Here is a 24,546-nt window from a genome sequence, read left to right on the forward strand (position 1 = left end):
CATGAGCGACGCACTGGCCATGCTGCTGGATTATGAGGCGATCCGCCAGGTGAAGGCGCGCTATTGCCGCCTGCTCGATACCAAGGATTGGGACGGCTTCATCGCCCTGTTCACGCCCGACGCCGTCATGGACGTGCAGGAAGATACCGGAAACCCGCCGATCACCGGCCATGCCGCGATTCTGGAGCAGGTCCGCTCCGCCGTCATCGATGCGCAGACCGCGCATCAGGTCCATTCGTCCGAAATCACCCTGCAAGGCGACAGTGCCGATGTCGTCACCGCCATGCAGGACCGGGTGGTGTGGGCGCCGGGCAAGTGCCCGATCCCCGGCGGCGCATCGATCACCGGCTTTGGCCACTATACCGAACGCTATGTGCGCGTGGAGGGCGGGTGGAAGATCGCTTTTCTCAAACTCACCCGCCTCACCGTCGAAGTGCATCCCGCGCCTGTCCTTTGACAGGTTGCGAAGCGTCCCGTGCGCGGCAATCCTGTCCCTATAGATTTGAGAGGACAGGATATGACGGCAGCAATGGAACCCGGCGCGCAGGCGCTGTTCGACAAGTTCGGCACCTATATCCTGCCCGGCCGAGTCACCGATCCGCGCCGGGGGATAGAGGAAGCGCAGGAGGCCGAGCGTATCGGCCTTGGCTGCGTCTGGATTTCCGAACGCTATGCGCTGAAGGAACCCGCAGTCCTCGCGGGCGCGGTGTCGCAGGCGACGTCGAAGATCCGCATCACCGGCACCATGTACGCGACGATGCGCCACCCGCTCGTCACCGCCAGCGTCGCGGACCTGATGCAGGCATTGAGTGGCGACCGTTTCCGCCTGATGTTCGCGCGCGCCGTCCCGGCTTACATGAAGATGCTCGGATCGCCGCCGATCACGATGGAGCGACTGGCCGATCTCATTTCGATCTGTCGTCGTCTCTGGGCAGGCGAGAAGGTCGATTATGAAGGCGTGCTGGGCAAATTCCCCGCGATTAGCCTGACCGATCGCCATGGCGGCACCCCGCCGCCGATCATCTTCACCGCGATCGGCCCAAAAAGCCTGGAATTTGCCGGCGAACATTGCGACGGCGTGCTGCTGCACCCCTTCGTGTCGGCGCAGGGGGTGAAGAACAGCACGAAGATCGTGCGCGATGCCGCCGAAAAGGCGGGGCGTGATCCCATGGCTGTCCGCATCTACCATAATATCATCGTCGCCCCCGACCTGCCTAAGGATGAGGAGGAAGCCGTCGTCGGCGGCCGCGCCATCACCTATTTCGAGCTGCCCGGTTTCGGCGACCTGATCGTGGACATCAACGGCTGGGACAAGGGCGTGCTGGACCAGATCCGCGCCCATCCCAAGATCGCCAGCCTGAACGGCAAGCCCGCCGACCAGGCCTATACGCGGCAGGAACTGGTCGATGTCAGCAAGCTGATCCCGCAACATTGGCTGGACGAGGGCGCCGCCGTCGGCACCGCGGCACAATGCGCCGATCAGTTGATGGACTTTCTGGATGCGGGGGCGGACGAAATCCTGCTCCACGGCGCCTCGCCCAAGGATATGGGACCGCTGACCACCGAACTGAAGCGCGCGCTGGCGGCAAAGGGGCTGTAAGCGATGGACTATCTGACGCCCGACCGCATCACCACCCAGCTGCAACTTTGGCTGGCAAGCGAAAAGCCCGACTGGCGCGACATCGTCGTCCGTCCGCTCGACGTGACGCTGGGCGCGGGTTTTTCGGCCGACATCTTCTTCGTCGATGTCGATTATGTCGATCCGGCGGGGCCGCAGAACCAGACTTTGGTGGTTCGCCGCCAGCCGATGGACCTGGAAGTCGTGTTCGGCAGCAGCCTGGCGCTACAGGGCAAGATGATGGCGGCGCTGTACGCGCGCGGCGACCTGCCCGTGCCGCCCTGGATCGGCATGCACCTTGATCCCGACATATTGGGCCTGCCGTTCCTGGTCATGGGCAAGGTGGAGGGCGAATGCGCCAAGCAGAAACCCAATTACAATCTCGACGGCTGGCTGGTCGACATGACCCCCGACCAGCGCCGCGCCAGCTTCACCAACGCCATCACCGCCTTTGCCACCCTGGCGACGATCGATTGGCGCGACGGGTTCGAATTTCTCGCCCAGCCCGACAATGGCGCGCCCGGCCTCGACCAATATGTCGGCGCGCTTGAAGCCTGGCACCGGGCGGCGGGACAGGGTCGGCCGATGCCGATCGTCGATACCGCCATGACCTATGTCCGCGCGAACATGCCTGCGGACGCGGGCGTCAACGTGCTGTGGGGCGACCCAACGCCGTCCAATGTCATGTTCGCGCCCGACGGCAGCGTCAACGCGCTGATCGACTGGGAACTCGCTGCCCTGGGACCGGCGGAGCTGGACCTGGCCTGGTGGCTCTATTTCGACGACCTGTTCGGCCGCCGTTTCGGCGTCACCCGGCTGGAAGGCTTGCCTGGCCGGGACGAGACGATCGCCATCTGGGAAGCCGCGTCCGGGCAAAAGGCGCAGCATCTGGACTATTATGACATCGTCGCCGCGCTGCGCATGGCGCTGGTCGCGGTCGGCGCGTTCGACCGGCAAGTGGGCATCGGCAATATCCCTGCCACCAACCGGTCGTTGCAGGATAATTTCATGACGCTCTATCTGGCGGAAAAGCTGGGCCTGCCCATTCCAGAACTTGGCCCGGACTTCGCCGCCTTCATGCAAAATCTCGTGCCGCTCGAAGACAAGGCGGCCTGATGCGGGTTCCGCGTGACCGCCATGCCTGCCCATAAGCGGGGGCGGGGCGGGGGCCACGCCCCGCCGCCGCTCCCGCCATAGCGATTTAGAGCTTCTTGAGGTCGGCGTTCGACAGGCTAGTGGTGACGCCCTTGTCGCTCGCGCTCAGCGTCGCGGCGGGAATGGTGATGAACTTGCCGCGATAGATGAGGCGCACGGCGGCCACTGCGCCGTCATCGCCCGTCACCACCTTTTCGATCTTGCCGATCTTGGTCCCCTCGGCGGAAAAGATCGCTTCGTTACGGTCGATCGCGGGGGCCTGCGCCAGTGCAGGCGTTGCCAGGCTCAGCGCCGCGATCGCGATGATGATCGTCTTCATATGCAAAAATCCTCCTGTCGATAATGCCGATCTGTTGCCGCAGCGGCCAGATGGTTTCAAGAGGAAACTGATACACATGGAAAAGAATCTGTTCTATCTGTATCGTGCTAGATCGTGACAGCGGTGCAAAGCCGGGAAGAGGCTGAAAGGGAATGAGGATGGGGAAGACCGGTTTTGGCGCGCGCGACCGCTGGTTCCTGCTGCTGCTGGGCGCGATCTACATGTTCAACTTCATCGATCGCACCATCATCGCGGTGGTGGGCGAAGCGATTCGCCACGACCTGCAACTCAGCGACCTGCAATTGGGGATGCTCGGCGGCCTCGCCTTCTCGCTATTCTACGCCGCGCTCGGCATCCCGCTCGCGCGGCTGGCCGAACGCTACAGCCGGGTCCGCATCATCGCCGCCGTGACCGTGCTCTGGTCCTTTATGACCGCGCTGTCGGGCGCGGCGGGCAGCTATCTTCAACTGCTGCTCTGCCGCATGGGCGTGGGCGTGGGGGAGGCCGGCTTCACCCCCGCGCTGGTGTCGATGATCTCGGACCGTTTCGATCCGGCGCGCCGCGCTGTCGTCTTCTCCCTGATCGCGCTTGGCGTGCCTTTGGGCGGCGCTATCGCCGCGATCGGCGGCGGCGCCATTGCCCAGCATTTCGGTTGGCGTCTGGCCTTGCTGGCGGTCGGCGCGCCGGGGTTGCTACTGGCGCTCTTGCTGTTCCTCACCATCCCCGAACCGGTCCGCACCGATGCGGGCGACCGGGCGGACACGCCACCTTTCGGCGCGGTGCTGCGCCGCTTGGGCCGGTCGCCCGCCTTCCTGCACCTGACCTTTGGCAGCGGCTTTGTCGGCATGGTCGGGTTCGGCACCAACCTTTTCCTCATCCCTCTGCTGGTGCGCCGCTACGACCTGCCCCTGGCGCAGGCGGGCATGGTGTTCGCGCTGTCCTTCAGCCTGGCGACGATGGTGGGGCAGGTCAGCGGCGGCTATCTGATCGGCGGCCTGATCCGGCGCGACATGCGCTGGGGCGGACGGGCGCCCGCCATCGCCGTGGGGCTGGCGCTGCCGCTCTATCTGCTGGCCATTCATCAGAGCGACTGGCGCTGGCTGGTCGGCTTCCTGTTCCTGGCCACCACATTGCTCTACGCCTTCATTCCCGCGATCATGACGATCACCCAGTCGCTGGTCGAACCGCGGATGCGCGCCTCGGCGGCCGCGCTGCACAGCTTTGGCCAGACCGTCGCGGGCCTGGGCCTGGGTTCGGTGGTGCTGGGTTATCTCAGCGACCGACTCGCCGCTTTCCTCTATGCGGGCGATTATACCACTGACTGCCTTGGACCGGCGACCGCGCGCCCGGCGGCGGCCTGCCTGGCGGCGTCGGCGGACGGCCTGCAACTGAGTATGCAGGTCGCCGCATCGGTCCTGCTGCTGGCGGTGGTCCACTATATGCTCGCCGCGAAAAGCCTGCCGCGGGAGGCAAATGCGTCGTGACGGGCCGCAAAACTGTCGATGTTCGGCCACGCCGCGACGATCGGGATGACGCGGGGGCCATGGCTATGCCACGCTGCCGCCATAGTGACCACAGGACCGCGAACAGGCGGCGGAAAGGATGTTGAGGATGGGAATCGCAGGCGTAATTGGATTGGGGCAGATCGGAGCGGGGGTGGCCATCTGCCTCGCGCGCAGCGGCCAACTGGCGGCGGTCTATGATGTCCGCCCGGACGCGGCCGATACATTGGACGGCGTGCCGCCAGTGGTGGCCAGCCCGGCCGAACTGGCGCGGCAGGCCGATGTCGTCATCATCGCCGTGGTCAATGCCAAGCAGACCGTGGACGTCCTGTCCGGACCTGACGGCGTGCTGTCGCAGGCGCGACCGGGCATGAGCATCGTGCTGGTCGCCACCGTATCGATCGAAGATCTGAACGAAATCCGCGCGCTGACCGACGCGGCGGGCGTCGACCTGATCGACAGCGGCGTGACCGGCGGTCCCAAGTCGCGCGAAAACGGTCTGGTCTGTCTAGTCGGCGGCTCGGACGAGGGCGTCGCGCGGGTGCGCCCCGTGCTGGACGGCTTTGCCAAGCTGGTCGCGCATATGGGCGGCCCCGGCGCTGGCATGGCGGCGAAGATCGCGCGCAACGTCATCGTGTTCGGCGGCCTGCGCGCGGGTTATGAGGCGGCGGTTCTGTGTCGCAACGCCGGTGTCGACGTGCGCCAGTTGAGCGAGGTGATCGAGGCAAGCTCCGACAGCGTGGGCGGCCCGTTGATGCTGGCTATACGCGACGATCCGGCATCGAGCGACCAGGAGGCGGCGATCCGCGAATATACCCGCGCGCTGATGATAAAGGATCTGGACGCCGCGATCGATCTTGCGCGCAGCTACGGCATTACGCTGCCGCTGGTCGAACTGGCGCGCCGGACGGACCAGGCCGTCGTCGGCCTGGCTGATGTGATGGGAGAGAAGGCATGAGCATCGACGAAGCCCAGTGGCAAAAGGGTCTGGAGGTTTTCGACAAGGTCTACGGGCCGGGCACGTCGGCGATGACGCTGCCGTTCCGCGACTCGTCCTTCAACCAGGAAATCGTCGGCAATCAATTTGCTAATCTGTGGGGTAGCGACATCTTCTCGATGCGCGAAAAACGCCTGCTGGTGTTGGGGGCGACAGCCATGCTGGGGCGGCCAGACCTGGTCGAAATCCAGATGAATGGCGCGCTGACCAACGATGAATTTACCGACGAGGAACTGGATTTCCTGCCCCTGTTCCTCCTCTTCTACGCCGGTGCTGGCAATACGACCGCCGTGTTCCGGGGAATAGAAGCGGCCAAGGCCCGCCGCAAGGAACGCGCCGCCGCCGCGGAATGAACGAACGATCCTGAAGCAAGAGGGGCGGCCCGGTCATCATCGACCGGGCCGCCCCTTTTTCATGCCACGTCCGGCACCTGCGCCCGCCGGATCGCGCGCGACGCCATCAACAGCATCAACCCGCCGGCAAAGGTGAACAGCATCGCGATGCCGATGCCCCAGGCGATGCCCTCATTGCCGCCCACATAATCGCTGACCGCACCGATCAGATAGGTGCCGGCCCCCACGCCGATCAGGTTCGCGCCCAATTGCACCATCGACACCGCCAGACCGCGCAGGCGCGGCCCCGCGATCGTGACGATCACGGCATAGATCGGCCCGTTATAGGATGCGCTCAGGAAGCCGCAGGCCATCAGCAGCACCAGCATCGGTTGCAGGTCGTGGACCAGCATCGTGCCGATCCCGGTGATGGCGGTCAGCAGCGGGATGATCGCCCCGAACAATGCGGTCCGCGCAGGGTCGAACCCGCCGCGCCGCCGATTGATCGCATCGATCACCCAGCCCGCCAGGAAACCGCCCAGCGACCCCAGCCCGCCATAGGCGATGGCGATGATCATCCCCGCCCGGCCGATCGGCATGGCATGGACGCGGATCAGGAAGGTTGTGAGCCATGTGCTCATCCCGTAAATCCCCGCCGCGATCAGCACGATCGCGCCGATGCAGTAGAGCAGCCCCGGCCGCGCCGCGAGCAGGGCGATACGCTGGGTCAAACCAGCGCGCTCGCCTTGCTGCGGCTTAGCCACCCCGTCCAGCCCGCCGCGCCGCGGTTCGCGCACCGTCAGCAACAGGATCGGGGCCAGCAGCAGTCCCGGCACCCCCGCCGCGACGAAGGCCCAGCGCCAGCCCGCGCTCTGGACGATCGCGCCGCCCACCAGGAAGGCGATGGCGAGGCCAATGCCCGAACTCAGATACCAGATGCCGATCGCGGTCGCGCGCCGATCCTCGCCGAAATAATCGCTCAGCAACGACATGCCGGTGGGGGAGCCGCCCGCCTCCGCCGTGCCCACCGCCGCCCGGCCTATCACCAGCGTCCAGAAGCCCGTCGCCAGCCCGCACAGCGCGGTCGCGCCGCTCCACAATGTCAGCGCGGCGGCCATCAGGTTGCGCCGGTTCCAGCTATCGACCGCAATGCCGAAGGGCAGGGCGGCCAGCGCGAAGAAGATGCCATAGGCAAAGCCCGCCAATATCCCCAACTGCCCGTCCGACAGCGCGAATTCCCGCCCCACCGGCGCCAGCACCAGGCCGATGACGGCGCGATCGATGCCGTGGCAGGTCTGCGCCAGCGTCAATATCCCCAGCACATACCAGGGGTAGCGACCTGTATCTGGGCGGGCATCGGGGCGGACATCGCCGGGCGCTCTCATGGCGCGGACCGTCTAGCCACGGGGGGATGATACATGCTGGGCCTCTCCGATTATTGGGATGGCGCAGCCTAGCCGCCGGGCGCGCACGCACCATCGCCGGGCTATGCCGCCACTCGGCCAGATACTGTCGCGATAAGGCCACGCGAATACCTACCCGAAGATAGTGCCAGGCGGCGTCTGTCAGGCTATGCAGGCGCATACCCAAAAATAGAAACGGGCGGAGGACAGGATGTTTCGACCGGAGAGCGATTGGACCGGCCAGGAAAGGTTCGGGGTAAACGACTTCTACATAGAGGCGCAGGCGACCATGTGCGACGCGCGGGTCGACGTGCGCCACTTCAACTGGGTGTTGCCGTCCACCGGCGTCTTCAGCCCGGAAAAACATTATCTCGACTATTCGCTCGACAGCCAGCCGCGTCGCAGCATCGTCAGCATGGGCGGGCCGAACCGGCGCGCGGCGGCGGGCGATATCCTCTACATGCCGCCGCACCGCCACTATGTCGGCGAACCCGCCTTGCAGGAACGCCATCTGGTCTGCGTCGTGCTGGGCGACATGTTTCTGGACGAACTGTTCGACGGCGAACGCCCGCTCCAGGCGATGGAGCCGTGCGCCGACGTCCAGAATATCGCCATGCGCCGCATGTTCGAAGGGCTGGCGGCCGAACTGCGCACTCCCGGCTTCGCCAGCCAGACGATGATCCAGTCCATGATGATGGGCCTGGCGGTCGAACTCGTTCGCCATTTGGGGCCGCAGGATCTTGGCGGCGGGATGACACGCTGCGGGCGGCAGGTGCGCCATATCGTTGATTATGTGATGGACAATCTGTCCGGCGCGCTGGGCGTCGCGGACATCGCGCGCGGCTGCAACATGAGCGTGCGGCACGTTGCGCGCGTGTTCAAGGATGGCACCGGCGTCAGCCTGGGCGAATTTGTCGCGACCAGCCGCATCGCCCTGGCCAAGGAATTGCTGCGCGGCGACACCGCCCGGATCAAGGAAGTCAGCTGGCGCTGCGGGTTCAGCAGCACATCGGCCTTTTCCGCGGCCTTCCGCGCGGCGACCGGCCAGACGCCCAAGGAATATCGTGTCCTGCCGATCCAGCTTCATTGACGGCAAACTATCGGACAGCGGCCAAAACCTGTCGCAACACAGTCAATCAGGGGGCGCTCTCTTTAGGGGCCATCACCGCTCCGTTAAGATCGCCCCGCAATGACGTGCCGAACCAGGCACCAATATAAAAATAAACTGGGAGGATTTATGACCAAGGCCGTCACTCTGGGAACCATCGCCACAGGCGCGCTGATCGCCGCCATGGCGCAGCCTGCTTATGCGCAACAGCCGCAGTCCGGCGCGGAAGGCATTCAGGACATCGTCGTCACCGCCCGCCGTACCGAGGAAAGCCTTCAGACCACGCCGATCGCCGTCACCGCGCTCAGCCCCGAAGCGCTGGCCACGGCCAAGGTCGAAAATGTCGTCGATCTGCAACGCACCGCACCGGGACTGGTGATCGGCCGTGGCTCGGCCGGCGGCGACGGCATCGTCTTCGTCGCCATTCGCGGCCAGGGCAATCTTCAGCCGATCCTGGCCAATGACCCCGCCGTCGCCACCTATATCGACGGCATCTATATTCCGCGCCCCTCCACCGGCATGACCGACCTTCAGGACATCCAGCGCCTGGAAGTGCTGCGCGGGCCACAGGGCACGCTGTTCGGCCGCAACACCACCGGCGGCGCGATCAACATCATAACCAGCGACCCCGACGATCAGCTGAGCGGCGCGTTCAAGGCCGAATATGGCAATTACGACAATCTGGGCGTGTCGGCGAGCATCAACGTGCCCCTGGCGCAGGGTCTGGCGATCCGCATGAGCGGCGCGATCAACGAACGTGAAGGCTATGGCACCAACCCGCTCAACAATCGCGATTTCGCCGACAACAGGTCGAAATTCCTGCGCGGCAAGCTGAAATATGATGGCGAAGGCTGGGATTTCACCCTGTCGGGCGACTGGAACCGCCAGTCCAACCATGGCCAGCAGACCGCGCTCTGGGCGTTCAACCCCGCTATCGTCCCTGCCCCCTTCCAGCCCGGCCTAACCGCAGGCTTGCTCAAGAAGGCGAACTGGTGGGACAATATGGCGACCGGCACGTCGCTCGCGGCGGGCATCGGCACGCTGACGCCCGAAGCGCAGGCGCTGTACGGCGTACAGCCGTTCAACACGCTCGAAGTCTATGGCTTTTCCGGCACGCTCAATGTCGAACTGGGCGGCCTGAACCTCAAATCGATCACCGGCTATCGCCACTCGATGAACTATGGCCTCAGCGACACCGACGGCACTGCCGTCCCGCTGCTGGGCACTTTCGCCGGGTCCGGCTCCTATTATGTGTCGCAAGAACTCCAGCTATCGGGCGACATCACCGATAGTTTGAGCTTCATCACCGGCGCCTATGCCGGCAAGGAAAGCGGCTATGAATTTAGCCGTTCGCAGATTTTCGGCGGGCTGATCCGCGATTCCAACGCGGACGTCACCAACAAAACGTTCGGCCTGTTCGCCCAGGCCTATTATGAGATCACGCCTACGATCCGCGCGGTCGGTGGCTTCCGTTATACCTGGGATACGCGCAACAGCGTGCTGCACAATGCGCAGGTGCTGGGCCGCCCCTATGATGTCGCGGTCGCAGGCACGCCCACCGGCATCAACTGCACCGTCACGCCGTCCGAACCAGTAACCCCCACGACCTGCAACCAGGTCCAGAACGCCAAGTTCAACTATCCCGCCTGGAACCTGGGCGTCGACTGGCAGGCCGCCGACAATATCTTCCTCTATCTCGCCACCCGCGGCGCGGCGAAGGCCGGCGGTTGGAACCTGCGCGCCGGCGGTCTTCCCGCCTTCTCGCCGGAAAAGGTCAAGGATGTCGAAGCGGGCCTGAAGGTCGATCTGTTCGACCGGCGCGTGCGCTTCAACACCGCGATCTTCCACACCTGGAAGGATGACAATCAGGCGATCGTCAACAGCTTCGTGCCCGGCATCGGCGTCACCCAATATATCCAGAATAACGGCAAGGTCCGCATCTGGGGCATCGAAAATGAAATCACCGTGATCCCGTGGGAAGGGATGACTTTCAGCGCCAATGGCAGCTTGCAGAACGGCAAATATGTCAAGGGCAGTTTCAGCGAAACGCAGGTGATCGCGGGCAGCGGCTGCACTAACCCCGCCGGCGTCGTCAATGGCTGCGTCGTCGATTTAAGCGGCCTGCCGCTGCTGCAATTGCCCAAGCGGCAGCTCAACATCAGCGCCACGCAGAAGCTGGATGTGGGCGGCGGCACGCTGGCCCTGACCGGTGCCTATGCCTATGTCGGGTCGCAGCATTTCGACGCGGTCAAGGCGGCGGATCAGGCTTCGGCCGCGACCAAGGCTGCCTATGATGTCGAAAACGCGCTGGGCAAGGTGCCGGGCTATGGCATCTTCAACGGCCGCATCGCCTTCAAGCTCGACAACCCCAACGTCGAAGTCGCGCTGTACGGCCGCAACATCACCAACAAGAAATATCTGCTGCGTCGCTTCCCCGACCTCTACCGGACGCTGGGGATCGCGGTGGCTTATGTCGGGCAACCCGCCACCTATGGCGTGGAAACGACGTTCAAATTCTGACCGAACGGGGCTTGGGGGGAAGGCCGATCGGCTTTCTCCCCACCGCTGAATATGGAGAATAGACTGGCATGATGCGGTTGGAAAACAGGGTTGCGATCATCACCGGCGGCGGCGGGGGCATCGGGTCTGCCGTGGCCCGGCGCTTCGTTGCCGAAGGCGCGCGCGTCGTGATCGCCGACCTGTTCGAGGATGCGGCCATCCGTGCCGCGCAGCCGCTCGGCGACAAGGCGCTCGCGGTCCAGTTCGACGCGGCCGATCCCGCCTCGGTCAAGGCGCTGGTCGAACGCTGCGTCGATCATTTCGGTGGCCTGCACATCTTGCACAATAATGCGGCGATGACCGACCCGGCCAAAAGCCCGCAGGACACCACCGCCGTCGACATTCCCATCGCCATCTGGCGCGAGATATTGGACGTCAACCTGACCGGCTATCTGCTGGGGTGCAAATATGCGATTCCCCACATGGTCGCGGGCGGCGGCGGGTCGATCATCAATACTGCGTCCAATTCGGGCAGCGCGGGCGACCTGGCCCGCATCGCCTATGGGTCGTCCAAGGCCGCGATCATCGGCCTCACCAAATATGTCGCCACCCAGCATGGGCGCCAGAATATCCGCTGCAACAGCATCGCGCCGGGCGTGGTGCTGACCGAAGCGCTGGAAAAAACGGTGCCGGGCCTCAAGGAAATCATCCAGCGGCACATATTGACCCCCGAATTTGGGACGCCCGACGATATCGCCGCGCTGGTCGCCTTCCTCGCGTCTGACGAATCGCGCTACATCACCGGCGAAAATATCTCCATCTCCGGCGGCGGGCTGATCCATCAGCCCCATTATGCCGATCTGCTGGCCTTCATGCAGGCGGCGGACTGACATGTCCGCCGCCTGCCGATCCTTAATGCGCGGCCCGGTGGAAATAGCGGATGGTCAGCCGCCCTTCCTCGACCTTGTAGGTTTCCAGGCTGGGCAGCGTCACGACGCCGTCCGGGGTCTGGAGCCGATTGGCGACATAGGCCGCGCCTTCGCTACCGTTGACGATCACCTCGACCGGTTCAGTGATGCACTGGCCGCCATATTGCGTCCACATGTCGGCCATCGCGGTGGGACCGTCGATCGCCGGCGCGCCGACATATTCGATGGTGAAGCCGTCCGGCCCCATCGCCGCGAACAGCCGGTCCAGCTCCTCGCGCTTGCCCTCATTCCACAACCGGTAATTGTCGCGGATCGCCTGTTCCAGATCCAGCGTAGCTGCCTCGCTCATATCCATCGCCTCCTTGTCTCGCGGTTGATCCGCGTCGCCGCCATCATGTGGCGGGCGGCGCTGGCCGCACCTGTCTTTGGCAAGGGGAACCCTTGCCCTTTCATCCCTCGGAGATACTCATGACCGCACTCGCGCAAAAGCCCCTGCCAGCCCATGTGCCGCCCGAACTGGCGATGGCCCTGCCGCTGTTCGCGCGCAAGGTGACCTATGACAATCCGTATGAAGTGCTGATCCCGCAAATGCATGCGGACCTGCCGGCGGTCACCTATGTCACCAACATCTTTCCCGGCGACCAGCCCGGCTGGCTGCTCAAAAATGCCGAAGACGTGCAGGCGATGCTGCGCGACGCCGATAATTTCACCAAGAACGGCATGGGCAAATGGGCGCAGAATATCGGCGAAAACTGGCTGGTGATCCCGACCGAGGCCGATCCGCCAGTCCACACCGCCTATCGCAAGGCGCTCAACAGCCATTTCGCCCCGCAAAAGATGTTTGCGATGAAGGACCAGGTGCGCGAACGCGCCCGCACCCTGATCGATGAGTTCAAGGACAAGGGCGCGTGCGATTTCATCGCCGACTTCTCCGAAAAATTCCCGGTCTTCATCGTGCTGGACCTGCTCGGCCTGCCGCAGGATCGGATGGCCGAATTTCTGAAATGGGAAAAGGAACTGCTCCACAGCAATGACTGGGAAGTGCGCGGCAATGCCGTGCGCTGCGTCAAAAACTATCTGATGGAGGAGATAGAGGCCCGCCGCGTCGCACCGCGCGACGATTATATCAGCAAGATCCTGACGTTCGAGGTCGACGGGCGGCCGTGGAATGACGACGAAGTGCTGGGCCATTGTTTCAACCTCTATATTGGCGGGCTGGACACGGTGACGTCGCTGCTGGGCAATATCTTCGCCTATCTCGCCACCCATCCCGACAAGCAGAATGAACTGCGCGCCAACCCGTCGCTGATCGTGCTGGCGGTGGAGGAATTTCTGCGCGCCTTCGCCCCCGTCACCGCTTTCCGCATCGCGACCAAGGTGATCGAGATTCAGGGGCAGACGATCATGCCGGGCGATTATGTCGCCTTCAGCACGCCCGTCATCGGCCGCGACCCGGCCTTTTACGAAGACCCGCAGGCGATTCGCTTCGACCGCAAGGCGCCCCATATGTCGCTGGGCAGCGGCATCCACAAATGCCTGGGGATGCATCTGGCGCGTCTGGAATTGCAGATCGCTGTGGAGGAATTCGTCACCACCCTGCCCGAATTCCGGGTCAAGGACGGGTTCCAGATTCCCTATTTCGCCGGCAACATTCTGCACGTCCCCGACCTGCACCTGCAATGGGGCTGAGCGCGGCCAAAAGCGTCCGTCCAGACCGCCAGGGTTGACGCAGGGGGCGGCGGCATCGCAGGACAGGCGATGCCGCCGGGAGAAGACGTAACGCAATGATAGAAATCATCCCCCTGACAGGGATTGGGGAGGTCCAGCCGGGCGACGATCTGGCGGACATCCTGCGCGGCGCGCTGGATCGGTGCGGCATCGAAACCCGCCCCGACGACATATTGGTCGTGACGCAAAAGATCGTGTCGAAGGCGCAGGGGCGCTTCGTCGCCCTGGACGATGTCGTGCCCGGCGACGAAGCGATCAGGCTGGCGGACATCACCCGCAAGGATGCCCGGCTGGTGCAACTGGTGCTCGACGAATCGAGCGCCATCATCCGCGCCGTGCCCCATGTGCTGATCGCCCGGCACCGGCTGGGCCATGTCATGGCCAATGCGGGCATCGACCGCTCGAACATCGGCGCGGGGACCGGCGATCGCGCGCTGCTCCTGCCGGTCGACCCGGATGCGACCGCCGCGTCGCTGCACCGGCAACTCGCCATGCCCGTCATCATATCCGACAGTTTCGGGCGGCCCTGGCGCATGGGCGTCGTGGCGGTCGCCATCGGGGCGGCGGGCCTGCCCGCGCTGGACGACCGGCGCGGCGAGATCGACCGGGATGGCCGGACGCTGGAAGTCACCCAGATCGCCCTTGGGGATATCATCGCAACCGCCGCCTGCCTGGCCACGGGGGAGGGGGCGGAGGGTATTCCCGCCGCCCTGCTGCGCGGCTACGCCGTGGCGGGCGCGTCGCGCCCCGCCGCGGACCTGGTCCGCCCGTCGAACGAGGATCTGTTCGCATGAAGCGCGTCGTCGTCCTGACCGGCGGGGTGGGCGGGGCCAAGCTTGTCCTCGGCCTCTCGCACATCCTGCCGCAAGGCGCACTGACCGCGATCGTCAATACCGGCGACGATTTCCGGCATCTGGGCCTCCATGTCTCGCCCGATATCGACACCTTGCTCTACACGCTGGCGGACAAGGCCAATGCCGCGCAGGGTTGGGGCCGCGAAGGCGAAAGCTGGGCCTTCATGGCGGCATTGCGCGAACTGGGCGGGCCGGACTGGTTTGCCCTGGGCGATGGCGATATGGCGCTCCATGTCCTGCGCACCCATGCCCTGATGCAGGGTGAAAGCCTGTCGCAGGTCACGGCCCGCTTCGCCGCCCGATGGAACATCCCCGTCAGCATCCTGCCGATGAGCGATCAGCCGGTCGCGACGATGCTGGATACCGATCGCGGCCGCCTGGAATTTCAGCGCTATTTCGTCGAACAGCGCTGCGAACCCGCCGTGCGGGCGGTCCAGTTCGACGGCGCGGCGCAAGCGGAACCGGCCCCCGGCGTCGTGGATGCGATCCTGTCCGCCGACATGATCCTCATCGCGCCATCCAATCCCTTCCTCAGTGTCGATCCCCTGCTGGCCGTGCCCGCCCTGCGATCGGCGCTGGAACAGACCGCCGCCCCGATCGTCGCGGTATCGCCGTTGATCGGCGGCAAAGCGGTCAAGGGGCCGACTGCGAAGCTGATGGGCGACCTCAACATGGCGGTCGATAATGACAGCATCGCGCACCACTATGCCGGGCTGATCGATGCCATGCTGATCGACAGCGGCGATCGGTGCGACGCGCCGGACATCGCCATTGCCCATTGCGCGACATTGATGACGACGCTGTCGGATAGAATGAGGGTGGCGCAAGCCGCGATCGACCTGGCCGCCGGATTGCGCGGGTGACGCAATGGGCGGCCATCGTCCCCTGGAAACAGGGGCCAGATACCAAATCGCGGTTGAGCGCGACGCTCGACCTGGCCGAACGGCAGGCGCTGGCCTTCGCCATGGCGCAGTCGGTCATGACCTGCTTGTCCCAGGTCCAGTCCATCGCATCGGTGCATCTGCTCGCGCCCGCCGCTGTCCCGCAATGGTCCTGCCATTGGGTGCGGGATGAAGGGCGGGGACTGAATGAAGAACTGGCGGCGGCGCGTGACCATATGCGCGCATCGCCGGTCGTTATCGTTCATGCCGACCTGCCTCGCCTGACCGCCGACGACATGGCCTGTCTTTTGACCGCCGCCACATCCACCGGCGCGGCTTTCGCGCCAGACCGACATGGGCACGGCACGAACGCAGTCGCGCTTTGGGACAGTCGCCCTTTCCAATTCGGGTTCGGACCAGACAGTCTGGCCCATCATCGACACCAACGATCGGATGCCGCCATCATCGCGCGACCGGGACTGGGGTTCGATGTCGATACGCCTTCCGATCTCGATGAATATCAGACCCGGTTTGCGATCGACAAGAGTTTGAAACATTTCGAATGATGCGCGATCACATGTGGGGACTGACCCTCTAACGGACCATCCACCCCTCTCGCGACAATGCCAACAACGCATGCGCTACCGGCCGCGCCGCAAGTCGCTTTGAAAAAACGATGCCGACTTCAACCAGCGGAAGCTGTTCGGGCAGCGAAAGCGCCACCAGCTTGCCGGCCTCCACGTCCTCCCGCGCCATCTGCGCGAACAGACACGCCATCGCCTCGCCCTGGAACAACGTCTGCCGGGCCAACCGGGGATTGGCGGTTTGCAAGGCGACGGGATTGCCCGCTATGCCCAGCCGCGCCATCGCCGCATCGATGACGTCGCGCAACCGATCCTTGCGCGGCAGGGGTATCAGGGGGCAGGCGGACAGCTCTGCAACCGATACGCTCCTGCGCCGCGCCAAAGGATGATCGCGCCCGACATAGAAGGCGATCTCCTCCCTGCCGAAAATCTCGCAGGCCGGGGGCAGACTGCCCTCCAATCCGATATGAAAGCCGATATCGGCCTCGCCCCGCATCACGGCCTCGGCCGCGGGATGACTGTCATTGGGGTCGATCTCGATCTGATATTGGGGATAGCGCTGGCCAAATTCGGCGAGCGCTTCCGCCAGACGAAATGTCACATAGCCTGGCCCGGTGACGATCAGCCGCCGACGGCTCCGCCCCGCCGCGTCAGACCCCAATTCCCGCATCAGATTCTGCGCCTGTTCGAGCATCGGCACGGCATAGCGATAGAGCCGATGCCCGTTTTCGGTCAGTTGCGACGTTGCGCCCTGGCGGCGCTGGAACAGGCTATGCCCGATCATCCGCTCCATGGCGCGAACATGGCCGGACACCGAAACCTGGGTAATGGCCAGCCGCTCGGCACAGGCGCGAAAGCTGCCAAGGTCGACCACCTCGACAAAGACCTGCAATTGCCGAAAAGTAAGACCGATCATCCCGATACCGATAGCCTGAAGCCTAAGGGTGTCATAGGGCTTAGCCTGCTACCGGGCAAGCAGGTCGGCGTATAGACTGTCCAATAACGACGCGGTCATCAGGCTGCGCGTCTGGAGAGAGACTGTGCTGACGCTCTATCATGCCGAACCCGGCGCCAATTCGCTCAAATGCCTCATCCCCCTCTTCGAAAAAGCGCTGCCGTTCGAAAGCAGCTATGTCGACTTGCACAAGTTCGAACAGCATGAGGCCTGGTTCGTCGCGATCAATCCCGAAGGTCAGGTGCCCGTGCTCGACCATGACGGGCAAATCATCACGCAGACTACTGTCATCAACGAATATCTCGAAGACGCCTTCCCCGACGCGCCGGCGCTGCGCCCCGCCGATCCGCTGGGCGTCGCGCGCATGCGCTACTGGAACAAGTTCGTTGACGAACATGTGATGAACTCTGTCTCGATGTGGGGCTGGCACCGCTTCGTGGGTGTGTTGGCCCGCGGGATCGAAAGCGGCGACTTCGATCGCATGGTCGAACGTATTCCGCTCCATGAACAGCGCGAGAAATGGAGAACCGCGCGATCGGGCTTCAGCGAAGCGGACCTCGCCAACGCCAAGCGCAAGGTGGCGGTGGCGCTGGACAAGGTCGAGGCGCAACTGGGTGAAACATCCTGGCTGGCGGGTGATAGCTACACGCTGGCCGACATCAATTTCTACGCACATTGCGGCATGTATGCCGCGCGCATGTTCCCCGACCTCACCGATACCACCCGGCATCCGCGGCTGGCGGCGTGGCGCGATCGCATCGCTGATCGCCCTGCCGTCGGGGACGCGCTCGCCATGCCCGATCACACCAACCCGGCGCTGCGCACCTTTACCGGCGAGGTCCATTAGGATGGCCGACCGCCACACCGTCACCAGCACCCTGGGCTTCAGCGAATTGCTGGATCAGCGCATGGAATTTTTCGCCAACGATAATCGGCGCGACCGCATGAACGTCACGCAGCGTGCCGTGCAAATCGAAAATATGCGCCACCGGGCGACCCCGCCCTCCCTGGAAAGGGAAGGCTTTGCGCTGGTGCCGCACAAGAGCGCGATCACCGATTTTCGGGACGAATCCGAAGTCGAGCGGGTCCACCCTACGGAGATCGTTGACCTGCTGCGCCATATATCGGGCGCTGACCATGTCGAAGTGACCGGCCGCGCCATTTTGCGCTTTGGCGAGCGGTCGGGGGATTCCGGCGCGCTCGATAATTCGCGGCCCGCGCGTTACGTGCATGTCGATATCAGCGACGCGACCGGCGCGCTCTTCAATGCACAAAGCCAGGCGCCACAGGGACGCACGATCCGGCGCATCGCCCGCTACAATGTATGGCGCGCGATCACGCCGCCGCCGCAGGATGTCCCGCTGGCGGTCTGCGAATCCGCGTCCGTCGCCCGCGATGACCTGCTCCCCGCCTGGGCGATGTTCGACCGCGACGGCGAGGTGGTCTTCTCGTTCGAGGCCTGGGTGCTGCGCTATAATCCCTCGCAACGCTGGGCCTATTTCGCCGACATGACGCCAGACGAAGCGCTGATCTTCAAGACGCATGACACCGACCCGAACCATCCCAGCCATGTCCCGCACGGTGCCTTCGACGATCCCACATGTCCCGAAAAGGTGGTGCCGCGCAGCAGCGTCGAAATGCGCGGCGTGGCCTATTGGTACGCCTGACGCAGGAGGCGTAGGATTGTCGCGACACGCCCATTCGACGCCCCAAAAGCCAAGCCCACCAGCCGGGCCTTCTGCCGCCCGGTCCTTCGAACAAGTAGCAAACATAACCATTTAATCATGCGTGCTTACGGATCATCGTCCTATCCCGTCGCGCTATGATGCGCGTCATCACCGGGCTTGCCTTCGCGATAGCCGGTGATATCTATGTACGAAATAGTTAGCACAAGAATCGTGGATGGGAGAGGAAAATGCACAAGCGTATCGCGCTATCATTGGGCTTGGCATTGGGTCTGGCGCTGCTGGCGGCACATGGACAGGTCCATGCGCAGGCGCCAACGCCGGCCACCGCGCCCGAACCGGCGCTGGGCGATCCGATGCCCGATCGCATCCTGACCCTCGCCAATGGCGTCACGGTCAATGCGGATATCGCCTATTCCGTCATCCCCGGCTACCGCCCGATCATCCTCGACCTGTACCGCCCCGCGGCTCAGACCGGCCCGCTTCCGCTCATCCTATACATCCACGGCGGCGGCTGGGCGAATGGCCATACCCGCCAATCCGGCGCATTCAGCGATTTCCCCGCAGTGCTGGCCGACCTGTCGGCGCGCGGCTATATCGTCGCCTCGCTCGAATATCGCCTGTCGAAGGAAGCGCCGTTCCCCGCCGCGATCGATGATGTCCGCGCCGCCATCCGCTTCCTGCGCGCCAATGCCGCGCGCTTCGGGCTGGACCCCGCCCATGTCGCCGCCTGGGGCGGATCGGCCGGCGGGCAACTGGCCGCGCTCGCCGCGCTCCAGTGCGGCGGCGCGCCGACCGGCGAGGACAAGAGCAACCCAACCCAAAGCGACTGCGTGCAGGCCGGCGTCGGCTGGTACGGCGTCTATGATTTCGCCACCATGCCAGGGGCGATCGCGGGCGCGGAAAACGCCTATCTCGACTGCGTGAAGCCCGATTGCCCGGCCGACCGCGTAAAGGCCGCCAGCCCCGCCGCCCATGTCGACGCCAAAGACCCGCCGATGCTGCTGATCCACGGCACGGACGACAGGGTCGTGCCCGTCACCCAGTCGCAGCAACTCGCCGCCACGCTCAAGGCCGCCCATGTCCCCGTCACGCTGGATATCATTCCCGGCGTCGGCCATAGCTGGATCGGCGCGGATGCGGCGGCCACCCGCGCCGCCTCGCTGCGCGCGCTCGATCTCACCTTCCGCTTCTTCGACACGCATCTGAAGGGCCGCAAATAATGCGCCGGCTCCTGTTGGCGCTGGGACTGCTGCTGTCGTCCGCCGCTCCGGCGCAAATCGTGGAACGCCCCGCTGGCGACCCCGTCCGCACGACCGACGGCCTGGTCGCGGGCAAGACGCTCACATCGGGCGTGCGCGCCTGGCTCGGCGTCCCCTTCGCCGCGCCGCCGGTGCGCGACCTGCGCTGGCGCGATCCGCAACCCCATACCCGCTGGGACGGCGTCTGGAACGCCGATCGCTTTGCGCCGGAATGTATCCAGCCGCTGCGCGCCCGCAATATCAACCATTATTTCGGGGAAGAAGCGACCAGCGAGGATTGCCTCTACCTCAACATCTGGGCGCCGCCCGGTCCCGCGCCCGCTGGCGGCTATCCGGTGGTCGCCTGGATCTATGGAGGCGGCTTCAACATCGGTTCGGCGTCGATGGCCAATTATGCCGGCGACTCGCTTGCCGCCAAGGGCGTGGTCTATGTCGCGATCGCCTATCGCGTCGGCCCGCTGGGCTTCCTCGCGCACCCGCAACTCAGCGCCGAAAATGGCGGCAAGTCGGGCAATTACGGCCTGAAGGATCAGGTCGCGGCGCTGCAATGGATCAAGGCCAACATCGCCGGCTTCGGCGGCAATCCGGGCCAGGTCACGATCGCGGGCCAGTCCGCCGGATCGATGGCGGTATCGCTGCTGCAAGCCAGCCCCATGACGAAGGGCCTGTTCCACCGCGCCGTCGGCATAAGCGGCGGTGCGTTCGGCGGCGTCGGCCAGGCCGCTCCGCTCAAGGAGGCGGAAGCCGAAGGGCTGGCGCTGCAACAGGCGCTGGGCGCCCAGTCGATCGAACAGATGCGCGATCTGCCCGCCGACCAATTGATCGCCCGCGCTGCGCCGGTGCGCCGCCGCCCGATCGTGATCGACGGCGATGTGGTGGCGGAACCGCCCGCCAGCGCCTTTGCCGCCGGACGCCAGAATGACGTGCCGTTGCTGCTCGGCTTCACCCGCGACGAAAGCTTCCGCTCGCTGGGACCCATTGCCACCGTGGCGGACTATGAAGCCGCCGTCCGCCGCGCCTTTCCCGCGAACGCCGCGACCATCCTGCAACGCTACCCCGCCCGCACGCCGCAGGAGGCGCAGCGGCAGGCCCGCGATATCGAACGCGACTCCACCCTGAACGCCCAGATGGCGCAATGGGCGCTGGGGCAGGCCGCAACCGGCAAGGCGCCCGTCCACGCCTATTTTTTCACCCGAGTCCATCCCTATCGCCCCGGCGTCCCCTTCGCCGACCATGATCCCGCGACCGTGGGCGCCTATCATTCGGCCGATATCCCCTATTGGCTGGGCACCCTCGACAGCCTCAACCGCTTCCGCATCACCCGCGACTGGACCGCGGTGGACCAGAGCCTCTCGACCGAGATGATGGATCGCCTGATCGCCTTCGCCCGCACCGGCGATCCCGGCCCGAACTGGCCCGCCTTCACGCGCGCGAAACCGCAGTTGCGGCAACTGGGCGAGACGCGCAGCGTCATCCCCTGGCCGCATTTCGCCGATTGGCCGCTGTTCGGCGACGCCGCGCCACCGACCGATCGTCCGCGGATCAGAGACTGATGGCGATGATCGATCGACGCCATGTCCTGACCGCCATTAGCGGAGCGGTCGCGGCATCGGCCCTGCCGACCCGATCCTGGGCTACGGCCGACGCGCCGGGCCTCGACTTCGTTTATGAAGCGATCGTCACGCTCGAACCCACGCAGGAGTTCGGCCCGACCCCGCTCGGCACGCGCCGGCGTATCCCCATCACCGGCGGCAGCTTCGCCGGTCCCCGCATCCGCGGCACCGTGCTGGCGGGCGGCGCGGACTGGCAGTTGCAGCGCGCCGACAACTGGACCGTGATCGAGGCCGATTATATGATGCGCACCGACGACGGCACGCCGATCCATGTCCGCAATGTCGGCCTGACCAACAGCCGCGTCCCCGGCGCGCCCAGCCGCTATCTGCGCACCGTCCCCAGTTTCGAAGCGCCCACCGGCCCGCACGATTGGCTCAATCAGGCGATCTTCATCGGCACCCTCGGCCCGCCGCCGCAAGACGCGCCCAAGCCGTCGGTGCGCATCCACGTCTATCGCGTCACATGAAACGCGCGCTGCGCCTACTCGGCGTTGCGGCGTTGCTCAGCGGCTGCACGACGACACCCATCGCGCACGCGCCGACCGCAAGCGCGGATAATTGCGCGCCCACCGCCCAGTTCGCCTTCGTCTGCGGCGCGAACAAGCCCGAAGACCTCGCCCATATCCCCGCCACCCCCTGGATCATCGCCAGCGGTTTTGCCATCGGATCAGGCCTGAAACTGGTCGACAGCCGCACCCGCCGCGCCAGCCTCTGGTTCACCGCCGCGTCCGACCAAGTCGCGCCCGACCCGCGCTATCCCGATTGCGCCACGCCGCCCGATCCGACGCTGTTCACCGCCCGCGGCCTCAGCCTGCGCATGACCGGGCCACGCCAGAAACAGGGGCAGGGGCGGCTGCTGGTCGTCAACCATGGCGGTCGCGAAGCGATCGAGGTCTTCGCGATCGACGCGCGCGGGGAGGGCGCACCGACCCTGCGCTGGCAAGGCTGCCTCGCCATGCCGCCGGGCCATGTGGCCAATGCCGTCGCTTCCTACACAGACGGGACGGTCATTGCCACGGTGCTGACCCGCCCCGGCACCAGCATCACCGATTTCGTCCTCGGCCGCATCACTGGCGGTGTCTATGAACGCAGCCCGCAGGACAGCGCCTTCCGCCTGCTGCCGGGCACCGAACTGCCCGGCAATAACGGCCTGGAAACCGCGCGCGACGATAGCGGCTTCTACGTCATCGCTTTCGGCTTGCGCGACGTGGTCGCCTATGCCCGCCACGACACGCGCCGGCGGCTCTGGCGCGCACAAGCGCCCGAATTTATGCCCGACAATATCCATTGGGACGGCGACCGTCTGCTGCTCGCTGGCATGGTGCGCGACGAACCGGCCTGCGGCGGTGTTCGCAAAATCGTCAACGGCGTCGCTGATGGCATGCTATGCCATCGCGGCTATGCCGTGGCGCAGCTCGACCCGGAAACCCGGCGCTTTTCGCTCGTCGCTTATGGTCCGCCCGATCCGGTCTTCAACGGCGTATCGGCGGCGGTGATGGTGGATGACGATCTATGGCTCGGCTCCTATCAGGCGGACTGGATTGCGGTCCGGCAACTCCCTTACACGCTGCCATAAATTTGTATGAACTAGTTCGTACATTTCTCTTGCCGACATATCCGACTTGGCATAGAAGCGAATCTGCAAGATCGGGAAACATATCTCGACTGATGGGGAGGATCGGCCATTGACGGCCCAGTGCAGCATCTATCGTCCGAACGCCCGTCATCCCGACCTTTCGGGCATGGGTCGCCCTGTGTCGCACCCCCACCGCTTGCGGCTGACGGCGGCATGAGCGCGCCCGTCGCCTCGGCCGGGCTGCTTCGCCCCACCCGCGCGCGCATCGGCGTGCTGGCGCTCATCAGCGTCGCCACCCTGCTCAACTATATGGACCGCGCCGTCATGGGCGTCGCCGCCCCCTCCTTGACCGCGGAACTCAAAATTTCGCCGGAAATGATGGGCTTCATCTTCTCGGCCTTCTCGTGGACCTATGCCGCCTCGCAAATCCCCGGCGGCCTGCTCCTCGACCGCCTGGGCACGCGCATCACCTATGCCGGATCGCTGATCCTCTGGTCCTTCTTCACGTTGCTCCACGGTCTGGCCGGTAATGTGGCGATGTTGTTCGGCTTCCGTCTTGCGCTGGGCATGGCGGAGGCACCTTGCTACCCGTGCAACAGCCGCATCCTCAGCAGTTGGTTCCCGCAGGATGAACGGGCGCGGGCCAATTCCGTCTATGCCGTGGGGCAATATGCGGGCCTGGCCTTTTTCAGCCCGGTCCTGTTCTGGGTGGTGGGCAGCTTTGGCTGGCGCGCGCTTTTCGTGATCGCCGGCGTGCTCGGCATGGCCTTTGGCCTGCTCATGTACGCCCGCTATCGCGATCCGGGCGACAGCCACCGCGTCAACGCCGCCGAACTCGCCTATATCGAAGCGGGCGGGGGCGTCGCCATCGCCGGCAAGGATGAGAAAATCCCCTTCTCCTGGGCCAATGTGCGCAAGCTGATGGGCAAGCGCCAGATATTGGGCGCGTCGATCGGCCAGTTTTGCGGCAACTCCACCTTGGTCTTCTTTCTCACCTGGTTCCCCACCTATCTGGCGACCGAACGCGGCATGGACTGGCTCAAATCCGGCACCTTCGCCGTGCTGCCCTATATCGCCGCCTCGGCCGGCGTCTTGCTGGGCGGGCAGGTGTCCGACATGCTGATCCGCCGCACCGGCTCCGCCAATATCGGACGGAAACTGCCGATCGTCGCGGGCCTGCTGCTGGCCTCCACCATCGTCGCGGCCAATTTCGTTCAGAGCAACACGCTGGTCATCGCCATCATGTCGATCGCCTTCTTCGGGCAGGGCATGGTCAATCTGGGCTGGACCCTGATTTCCGATGTCGCCCCGCGCCAATATATCGGCCTCACCGGCGGCGTCTTCAATCTCTGCGCCAATCTGGCGGGCATCGTCACGCCGATCGTCGTCGGCGTCATCGTGGGCCAGACCGGCTCCTTCTACTTCGCGCTCGCCTTCATCGGGGTGCTCGCGCTGGTCGGGGCCGCCGCTTATGTCTTCATCGTGGGGGATGTGCGCCGGGTGGAAATGGACTGACCAACACAGGGTCATCTTACGTGGCCATATA

The 24,546-nt window shown here is 65.0% G+C and carries 24 protein-coding genes; 20 read left to right on the top strand and 4 right to left on the bottom strand.

Annotated features, from left to right (window positions below; genetic code table 11):
* The first annotated feature begins 1 nt into the window (after position 1).
* From HHL08_RS04275 to HHL08_RS04285, 3 genes are read left to right on the top strand one after another with little or no spacing between them, the layout of a single operon-like run.
* Positions 2-457 (top strand): nuclear transport factor 2 family protein, encoded by a 456-nt coding sequence (locus HHL08_RS04275; protein ID WP_169571233.1) that lies wholly within the window; start codon positions 2-4, stop codon positions 455-457.
* Positions 458-517: 60 nt separating this feature from the next.
* Positions 518-1,600 carry a TIGR03857 family LLM class F420-dependent oxidoreductase gene (locus HHL08_RS04280; protein WP_169571234.1) on the top strand — a complete coding sequence of 361 codons (1,083 nt, stop codon included), beginning with the start codon at positions 518-520 and terminating at the stop codon, positions 1,598-1,600.
* 3 nt (positions 1,601-1,603) lie between these two features.
* Positions 1,604-2,734 (top strand): phosphotransferase family protein, encoded by a 1,131-nt coding sequence (locus HHL08_RS04285; protein WP_169571235.1) that lies wholly within the window; start codon positions 1,604-1,606, stop codon positions 2,732-2,734.
* Positions 2,735-2,819: 85 nt separating this feature from the next.
* On the opposite strand, the gene HHL08_RS04290 is transcribed toward HHL08_RS04285, so the two are convergent.
* Complete coding sequence (locus HHL08_RS04290) at positions 2,820-3,092, bottom strand: hypothetical protein (protein WP_169571236.1); 273 nt, start codon at positions 3,090-3,092, stop codon at positions 2,820-2,822.
* A 158-nt stretch (positions 3,093-3,250) separates the two neighbouring features.
* Between HHL08_RS04290 and HHL08_RS04295 the strand changes: the two genes are divergently transcribed.
* The 3 genes from HHL08_RS04295 to HHL08_RS04305 all read left to right on the top strand — a co-directional run bounded on the left by HHL08_RS04295 (position 3,251) and on the right by HHL08_RS04305 (position 5,944).
* The gene (locus tag HHL08_RS04295) at positions 3,251-4,576 is read left to right on the top strand and encodes a spinster family MFS transporter (protein WP_169571237.1); all 1,326 of its coding nucleotides are present in this window, start codon (positions 3,251-3,253) and stop codon (positions 4,574-4,576) included.
* A gap of 127 nt (positions 4,577-4,703) precedes the next feature.
* On the top strand, positions 4,704-5,552 hold the full coding sequence (locus tag HHL08_RS04300; RefSeq protein WP_169571238.1) for an NAD(P)-dependent oxidoreductase: 849 nt from the start codon (positions 4,704-4,706) through the stop codon (positions 5,550-5,552).
* Positions 5,549-5,944 carry a hypothetical protein gene (locus tag HHL08_RS04305; protein ID WP_037479741.1) on the top strand — a complete coding sequence of 132 codons (396 nt, stop codon included), beginning with the start codon at positions 5,549-5,551 and terminating at the stop codon, positions 5,942-5,944. Before HHL08_RS04300 ends, HHL08_RS04305 begins: the two co-directional genes overlap by 4 nt.
* Positions 5,945-6,003: 59 nt before the next feature.
* Here HHL08_RS04305 and HHL08_RS04310 read toward each other — a convergent pair whose 3' ends face one another.
* Positions 6,004-7,308 (bottom strand): MFS transporter, encoded by a 1,305-nt coding sequence (locus HHL08_RS04310; protein ID WP_169571239.1) that lies wholly within the window; start codon positions 7,306-7,308, stop codon positions 6,004-6,006.
* A gap of 229 nt (positions 7,309-7,537) precedes the next feature.
* Here HHL08_RS04310 and HHL08_RS04315 point away from each other — a divergent pair, with 229 nt between their 5' ends.
* The 3 genes from HHL08_RS04315 (at position 7,538) to HHL08_RS04325 (ending at position 11,823) form a co-directional block, all read left to right on the top strand.
* A complete protein-coding gene (locus HHL08_RS04315; RefSeq protein WP_169571240.1) occupies positions 7,538-8,416 on the top strand; it encodes a helix-turn-helix domain-containing protein in 879 nt (292 codons plus the stop codon).
* Positions 8,417-8,563: 147 nt separating this feature from the next.
* Positions 8,564-10,954, top strand: coding sequence for a TonB-dependent receptor (locus HHL08_RS04320; protein WP_169571241.1), 2,391 nt, complete (start codon positions 8,564-8,566; stop codon positions 10,952-10,954).
* Between the two features lie 68 nt (positions 10,955-11,022).
* Complete coding sequence (locus tag HHL08_RS04325; protein ID WP_169571242.1) at positions 11,023-11,823, top strand: SDR family NAD(P)-dependent oxidoreductase; 801 nt, start codon at positions 11,023-11,025, stop codon at positions 11,821-11,823.
* A 22-nt stretch (positions 11,824-11,845) separates the two neighbouring features.
* Here HHL08_RS04325 and HHL08_RS04330 read toward each other — a convergent pair whose 3' ends face one another.
* On the bottom strand, positions 11,846-12,211 hold the full coding sequence (locus tag HHL08_RS04330) for a nuclear transport factor 2 family protein (RefSeq protein ID WP_169571243.1): 366 nt from the start codon (positions 12,209-12,211) through the stop codon (positions 11,846-11,848).
* A gap of 119 nt (positions 12,212-12,330) precedes the next feature.
* Here HHL08_RS04330 and HHL08_RS04335 point away from each other — a divergent pair, with 119 nt between their 5' ends.
* The 4 genes from HHL08_RS04335 to cofC all read left to right on the top strand — a co-directional run bounded on the left by HHL08_RS04335 (position 12,331) and on the right by cofC (position 15,891).
* Positions 12,331-13,551 (top strand): cytochrome P450, encoded by a 1,221-nt coding sequence (locus HHL08_RS04335; RefSeq protein ID WP_169571244.1) that lies wholly within the window; start codon positions 12,331-12,333, stop codon positions 13,549-13,551.
* Between the two features lie 95 nt (positions 13,552-13,646).
* Entirely contained in the window at positions 13,647-14,384 is a 738-nt protein-coding gene (gene cofE / locus HHL08_RS04340; protein WP_169571245.1) for a coenzyme F420-0:L-glutamate ligase, read from the top strand.
* Positions 14,381-15,307 (top strand): 2-phospho-L-lactate transferase, encoded by a 927-nt coding sequence (cofD, locus tag HHL08_RS04345; RefSeq protein ID WP_169571246.1) that lies wholly within the window; start codon positions 14,381-14,383, stop codon positions 15,305-15,307. The genes cofE and cofD overlap by 4 nt, the downstream gene beginning before the upstream one ends.
* Positions 15,304-15,891 (top strand): 2-phospho-L-lactate guanylyltransferase, encoded by a 588-nt coding sequence (gene cofC, locus HHL08_RS04350; RefSeq protein WP_169571247.1) that lies wholly within the window; start codon positions 15,304-15,306, stop codon positions 15,889-15,891. Before cofD ends, cofC begins: the two co-directional genes overlap by 4 nt.
* A gap of 28 nt (positions 15,892-15,919) precedes the next feature.
* Here the strand turns inward: cofC and HHL08_RS04355 are convergent, their stop codons facing one another.
* Complete coding sequence (locus HHL08_RS04355; RefSeq protein WP_169571248.1) at positions 15,920-16,825, bottom strand: LysR family transcriptional regulator; 906 nt, start codon at positions 16,823-16,825, stop codon at positions 15,920-15,922.
* A gap of 124 nt (positions 16,826-16,949) precedes the next feature.
* On the opposite strand from HHL08_RS04355, the gene HHL08_RS04360 reads away from it, so the two are divergent.
* From HHL08_RS04360 to HHL08_RS04390, 7 genes are all read left to right on the top strand, one after another.
* Positions 16,950-17,711, top strand: a complete 762-nt coding sequence (locus HHL08_RS04360) for a glutathione S-transferase family protein (protein WP_169571249.1) — start codon at positions 16,950-16,952, stop codon at positions 17,709-17,711.
* A 1-nt stretch (position 17,712) separates the two neighbouring features.
* Entirely contained in the window at positions 17,713-18,531 is an 819-nt protein-coding gene (locus HHL08_RS04365; RefSeq protein ID WP_169571250.1) for a CmcJ/NvfI family oxidoreductase, read from the top strand.
* Between the two features lie 248 nt (positions 18,532-18,779).
* Positions 18,780-19,772 carry an alpha/beta hydrolase gene (locus HHL08_RS04370; RefSeq protein ID WP_169571251.1) on the top strand — a complete coding sequence of 331 codons (993 nt, stop codon included), beginning with the start codon at positions 18,780-18,782 and terminating at the stop codon, positions 19,770-19,772.
* A complete protein-coding gene (locus HHL08_RS04375; RefSeq protein ID WP_169571252.1) occupies positions 19,772-21,364 on the top strand; it encodes a carboxylesterase/lipase family protein in 1,593 nt (530 codons plus the stop codon). The genes HHL08_RS04370 and HHL08_RS04375 overlap by 1 nt, the downstream gene beginning before the upstream one ends.
* Positions 21,364-21,891, top strand: a complete 528-nt coding sequence (locus HHL08_RS04380) for a DUF3237 family protein (RefSeq protein ID WP_235954813.1) — start codon at positions 21,364-21,366, stop codon at positions 21,889-21,891. The genes HHL08_RS04375 and HHL08_RS04380 overlap by 1 nt, the downstream gene beginning before the upstream one ends.
* Positions 21,888-23,000, top strand: coding sequence for a hypothetical protein (locus HHL08_RS04385; protein WP_169571253.1), 1,113 nt, complete (start codon positions 21,888-21,890; stop codon positions 22,998-23,000). The genes HHL08_RS04380 and HHL08_RS04385 overlap by 4 nt, the downstream gene beginning before the upstream one ends.
* A 213-nt stretch (positions 23,001-23,213) precedes the next feature.
* Entirely contained in the window at positions 23,214-24,515 is a 1,302-nt protein-coding gene (locus tag HHL08_RS04390; protein ID WP_169571254.1) for an MFS transporter, read from the top strand.
* Positions 24,516-24,546 lie beyond the last annotated feature (31 nt).

Origin of the sequence: Sphingobium psychrophilum (assembly GCF_012927105.1) — a bacterium.
GTDB lineage: Bacteria > Pseudomonadota > Alphaproteobacteria > Sphingomonadales > Sphingomonadaceae > Sphingobium > Sphingobium psychrophilum.

Excerpts from the sequence above, each read along its gene's own strand:
- HHL08_RS04275 (WP_169571233.1), top strand. The coding sequence starts at position 2 with ATGAGCGACGCACTGGCCATGCTGCTGGATTATGAGGCGATCCGCCAG.
- HHL08_RS04280 (WP_169571234.1), top strand. The coding sequence starts at position 518 with ATGACGGCAGCAATGGAACCCGGCGCGCAGGCGCTGTTCGACAAGTTC.
- HHL08_RS04285 (WP_169571235.1), top strand. The coding sequence starts at position 1,604 with ATGGACTATCTGACGCCCGACCGCATCACCACCCAGCTGCAACTTTGG.
- HHL08_RS04290 (WP_169571236.1), bottom strand. The coding sequence starts at position 3,092 with ATGAAGACGATCATCATCGCGATCGCGGCGCTGAGCCTGGCAACGCCT.
- HHL08_RS04295 (WP_169571237.1), top strand. The coding sequence starts at position 3,251 with ATGGGGAAGACCGGTTTTGGCGCGCGCGACCGCTGGTTCCTGCTGCTG.
- HHL08_RS04300 (WP_169571238.1), top strand. The coding sequence starts at position 4,704 with ATGGGAATCGCAGGCGTAATTGGATTGGGGCAGATCGGAGCGGGGGTG.
- HHL08_RS04305 (WP_037479741.1), top strand. The coding sequence starts at position 5,549 with ATGAGCATCGACGAAGCCCAGTGGCAAAAGGGTCTGGAGGTTTTCGAC.
- HHL08_RS04310 (WP_169571239.1), bottom strand. The coding sequence starts at position 7,308 with ATGAGAGCGCCCGGCGATGTCCGCCCCGATGCCCGCCCAGATACAGGT.
- HHL08_RS04315 (WP_169571240.1), top strand. The coding sequence starts at position 7,538 with ATGTTTCGACCGGAGAGCGATTGGACCGGCCAGGAAAGGTTCGGGGTA.
- HHL08_RS04320 (WP_169571241.1), top strand. The coding sequence starts at position 8,564 with ATGACCAAGGCCGTCACTCTGGGAACCATCGCCACAGGCGCGCTGATC.
- HHL08_RS04325 (WP_169571242.1), top strand. The coding sequence starts at position 11,023 with ATGATGCGGTTGGAAAACAGGGTTGCGATCATCACCGGCGGCGGCGGG.
- HHL08_RS04330 (WP_169571243.1), bottom strand. The coding sequence starts at position 12,211 with ATGAGCGAGGCAGCTACGCTGGATCTGGAACAGGCGATCCGCGACAAT.
- HHL08_RS04335 (WP_169571244.1), top strand. The coding sequence starts at position 12,331 with ATGACCGCACTCGCGCAAAAGCCCCTGCCAGCCCATGTGCCGCCCGAA.
- cofE (WP_169571245.1), top strand. The coding sequence starts at position 13,647 with ATGATAGAAATCATCCCCCTGACAGGGATTGGGGAGGTCCAGCCGGGC.
- cofD (WP_169571246.1), top strand. The coding sequence starts at position 14,381 with ATGAAGCGCGTCGTCGTCCTGACCGGCGGGGTGGGCGGGGCCAAGCTT.
- HHL08_RS04355 (WP_169571248.1), bottom strand. The coding sequence starts at position 16,825 with ATGATCGGTCTTACTTTTCGGCAATTGCAGGTCTTTGTCGAGGTGGTC.
- HHL08_RS04365 (WP_169571250.1), top strand. The coding sequence starts at position 17,713 with ATGGCCGACCGCCACACCGTCACCAGCACCCTGGGCTTCAGCGAATTG.
- HHL08_RS04370 (WP_169571251.1), top strand. The coding sequence starts at position 18,780 with ATGCACAAGCGTATCGCGCTATCATTGGGCTTGGCATTGGGTCTGGCG.
- HHL08_RS04375 (WP_169571252.1), top strand. The coding sequence starts at position 19,772 with ATGCGCCGGCTCCTGTTGGCGCTGGGACTGCTGCTGTCGTCCGCCGCT.
- HHL08_RS04380 (WP_235954813.1), top strand. The coding sequence starts at position 21,364 with ATGGCGATGATCGATCGACGCCATGTCCTGACCGCCATTAGCGGAGCG.
- HHL08_RS04385 (WP_169571253.1), top strand. The coding sequence starts at position 21,888 with ATGAAACGCGCGCTGCGCCTACTCGGCGTTGCGGCGTTGCTCAGCGGC.
- HHL08_RS04390 (WP_169571254.1), top strand. The coding sequence starts at position 23,214 with ATGAGCGCGCCCGTCGCCTCGGCCGGGCTGCTTCGCCCCACCCGCGCG.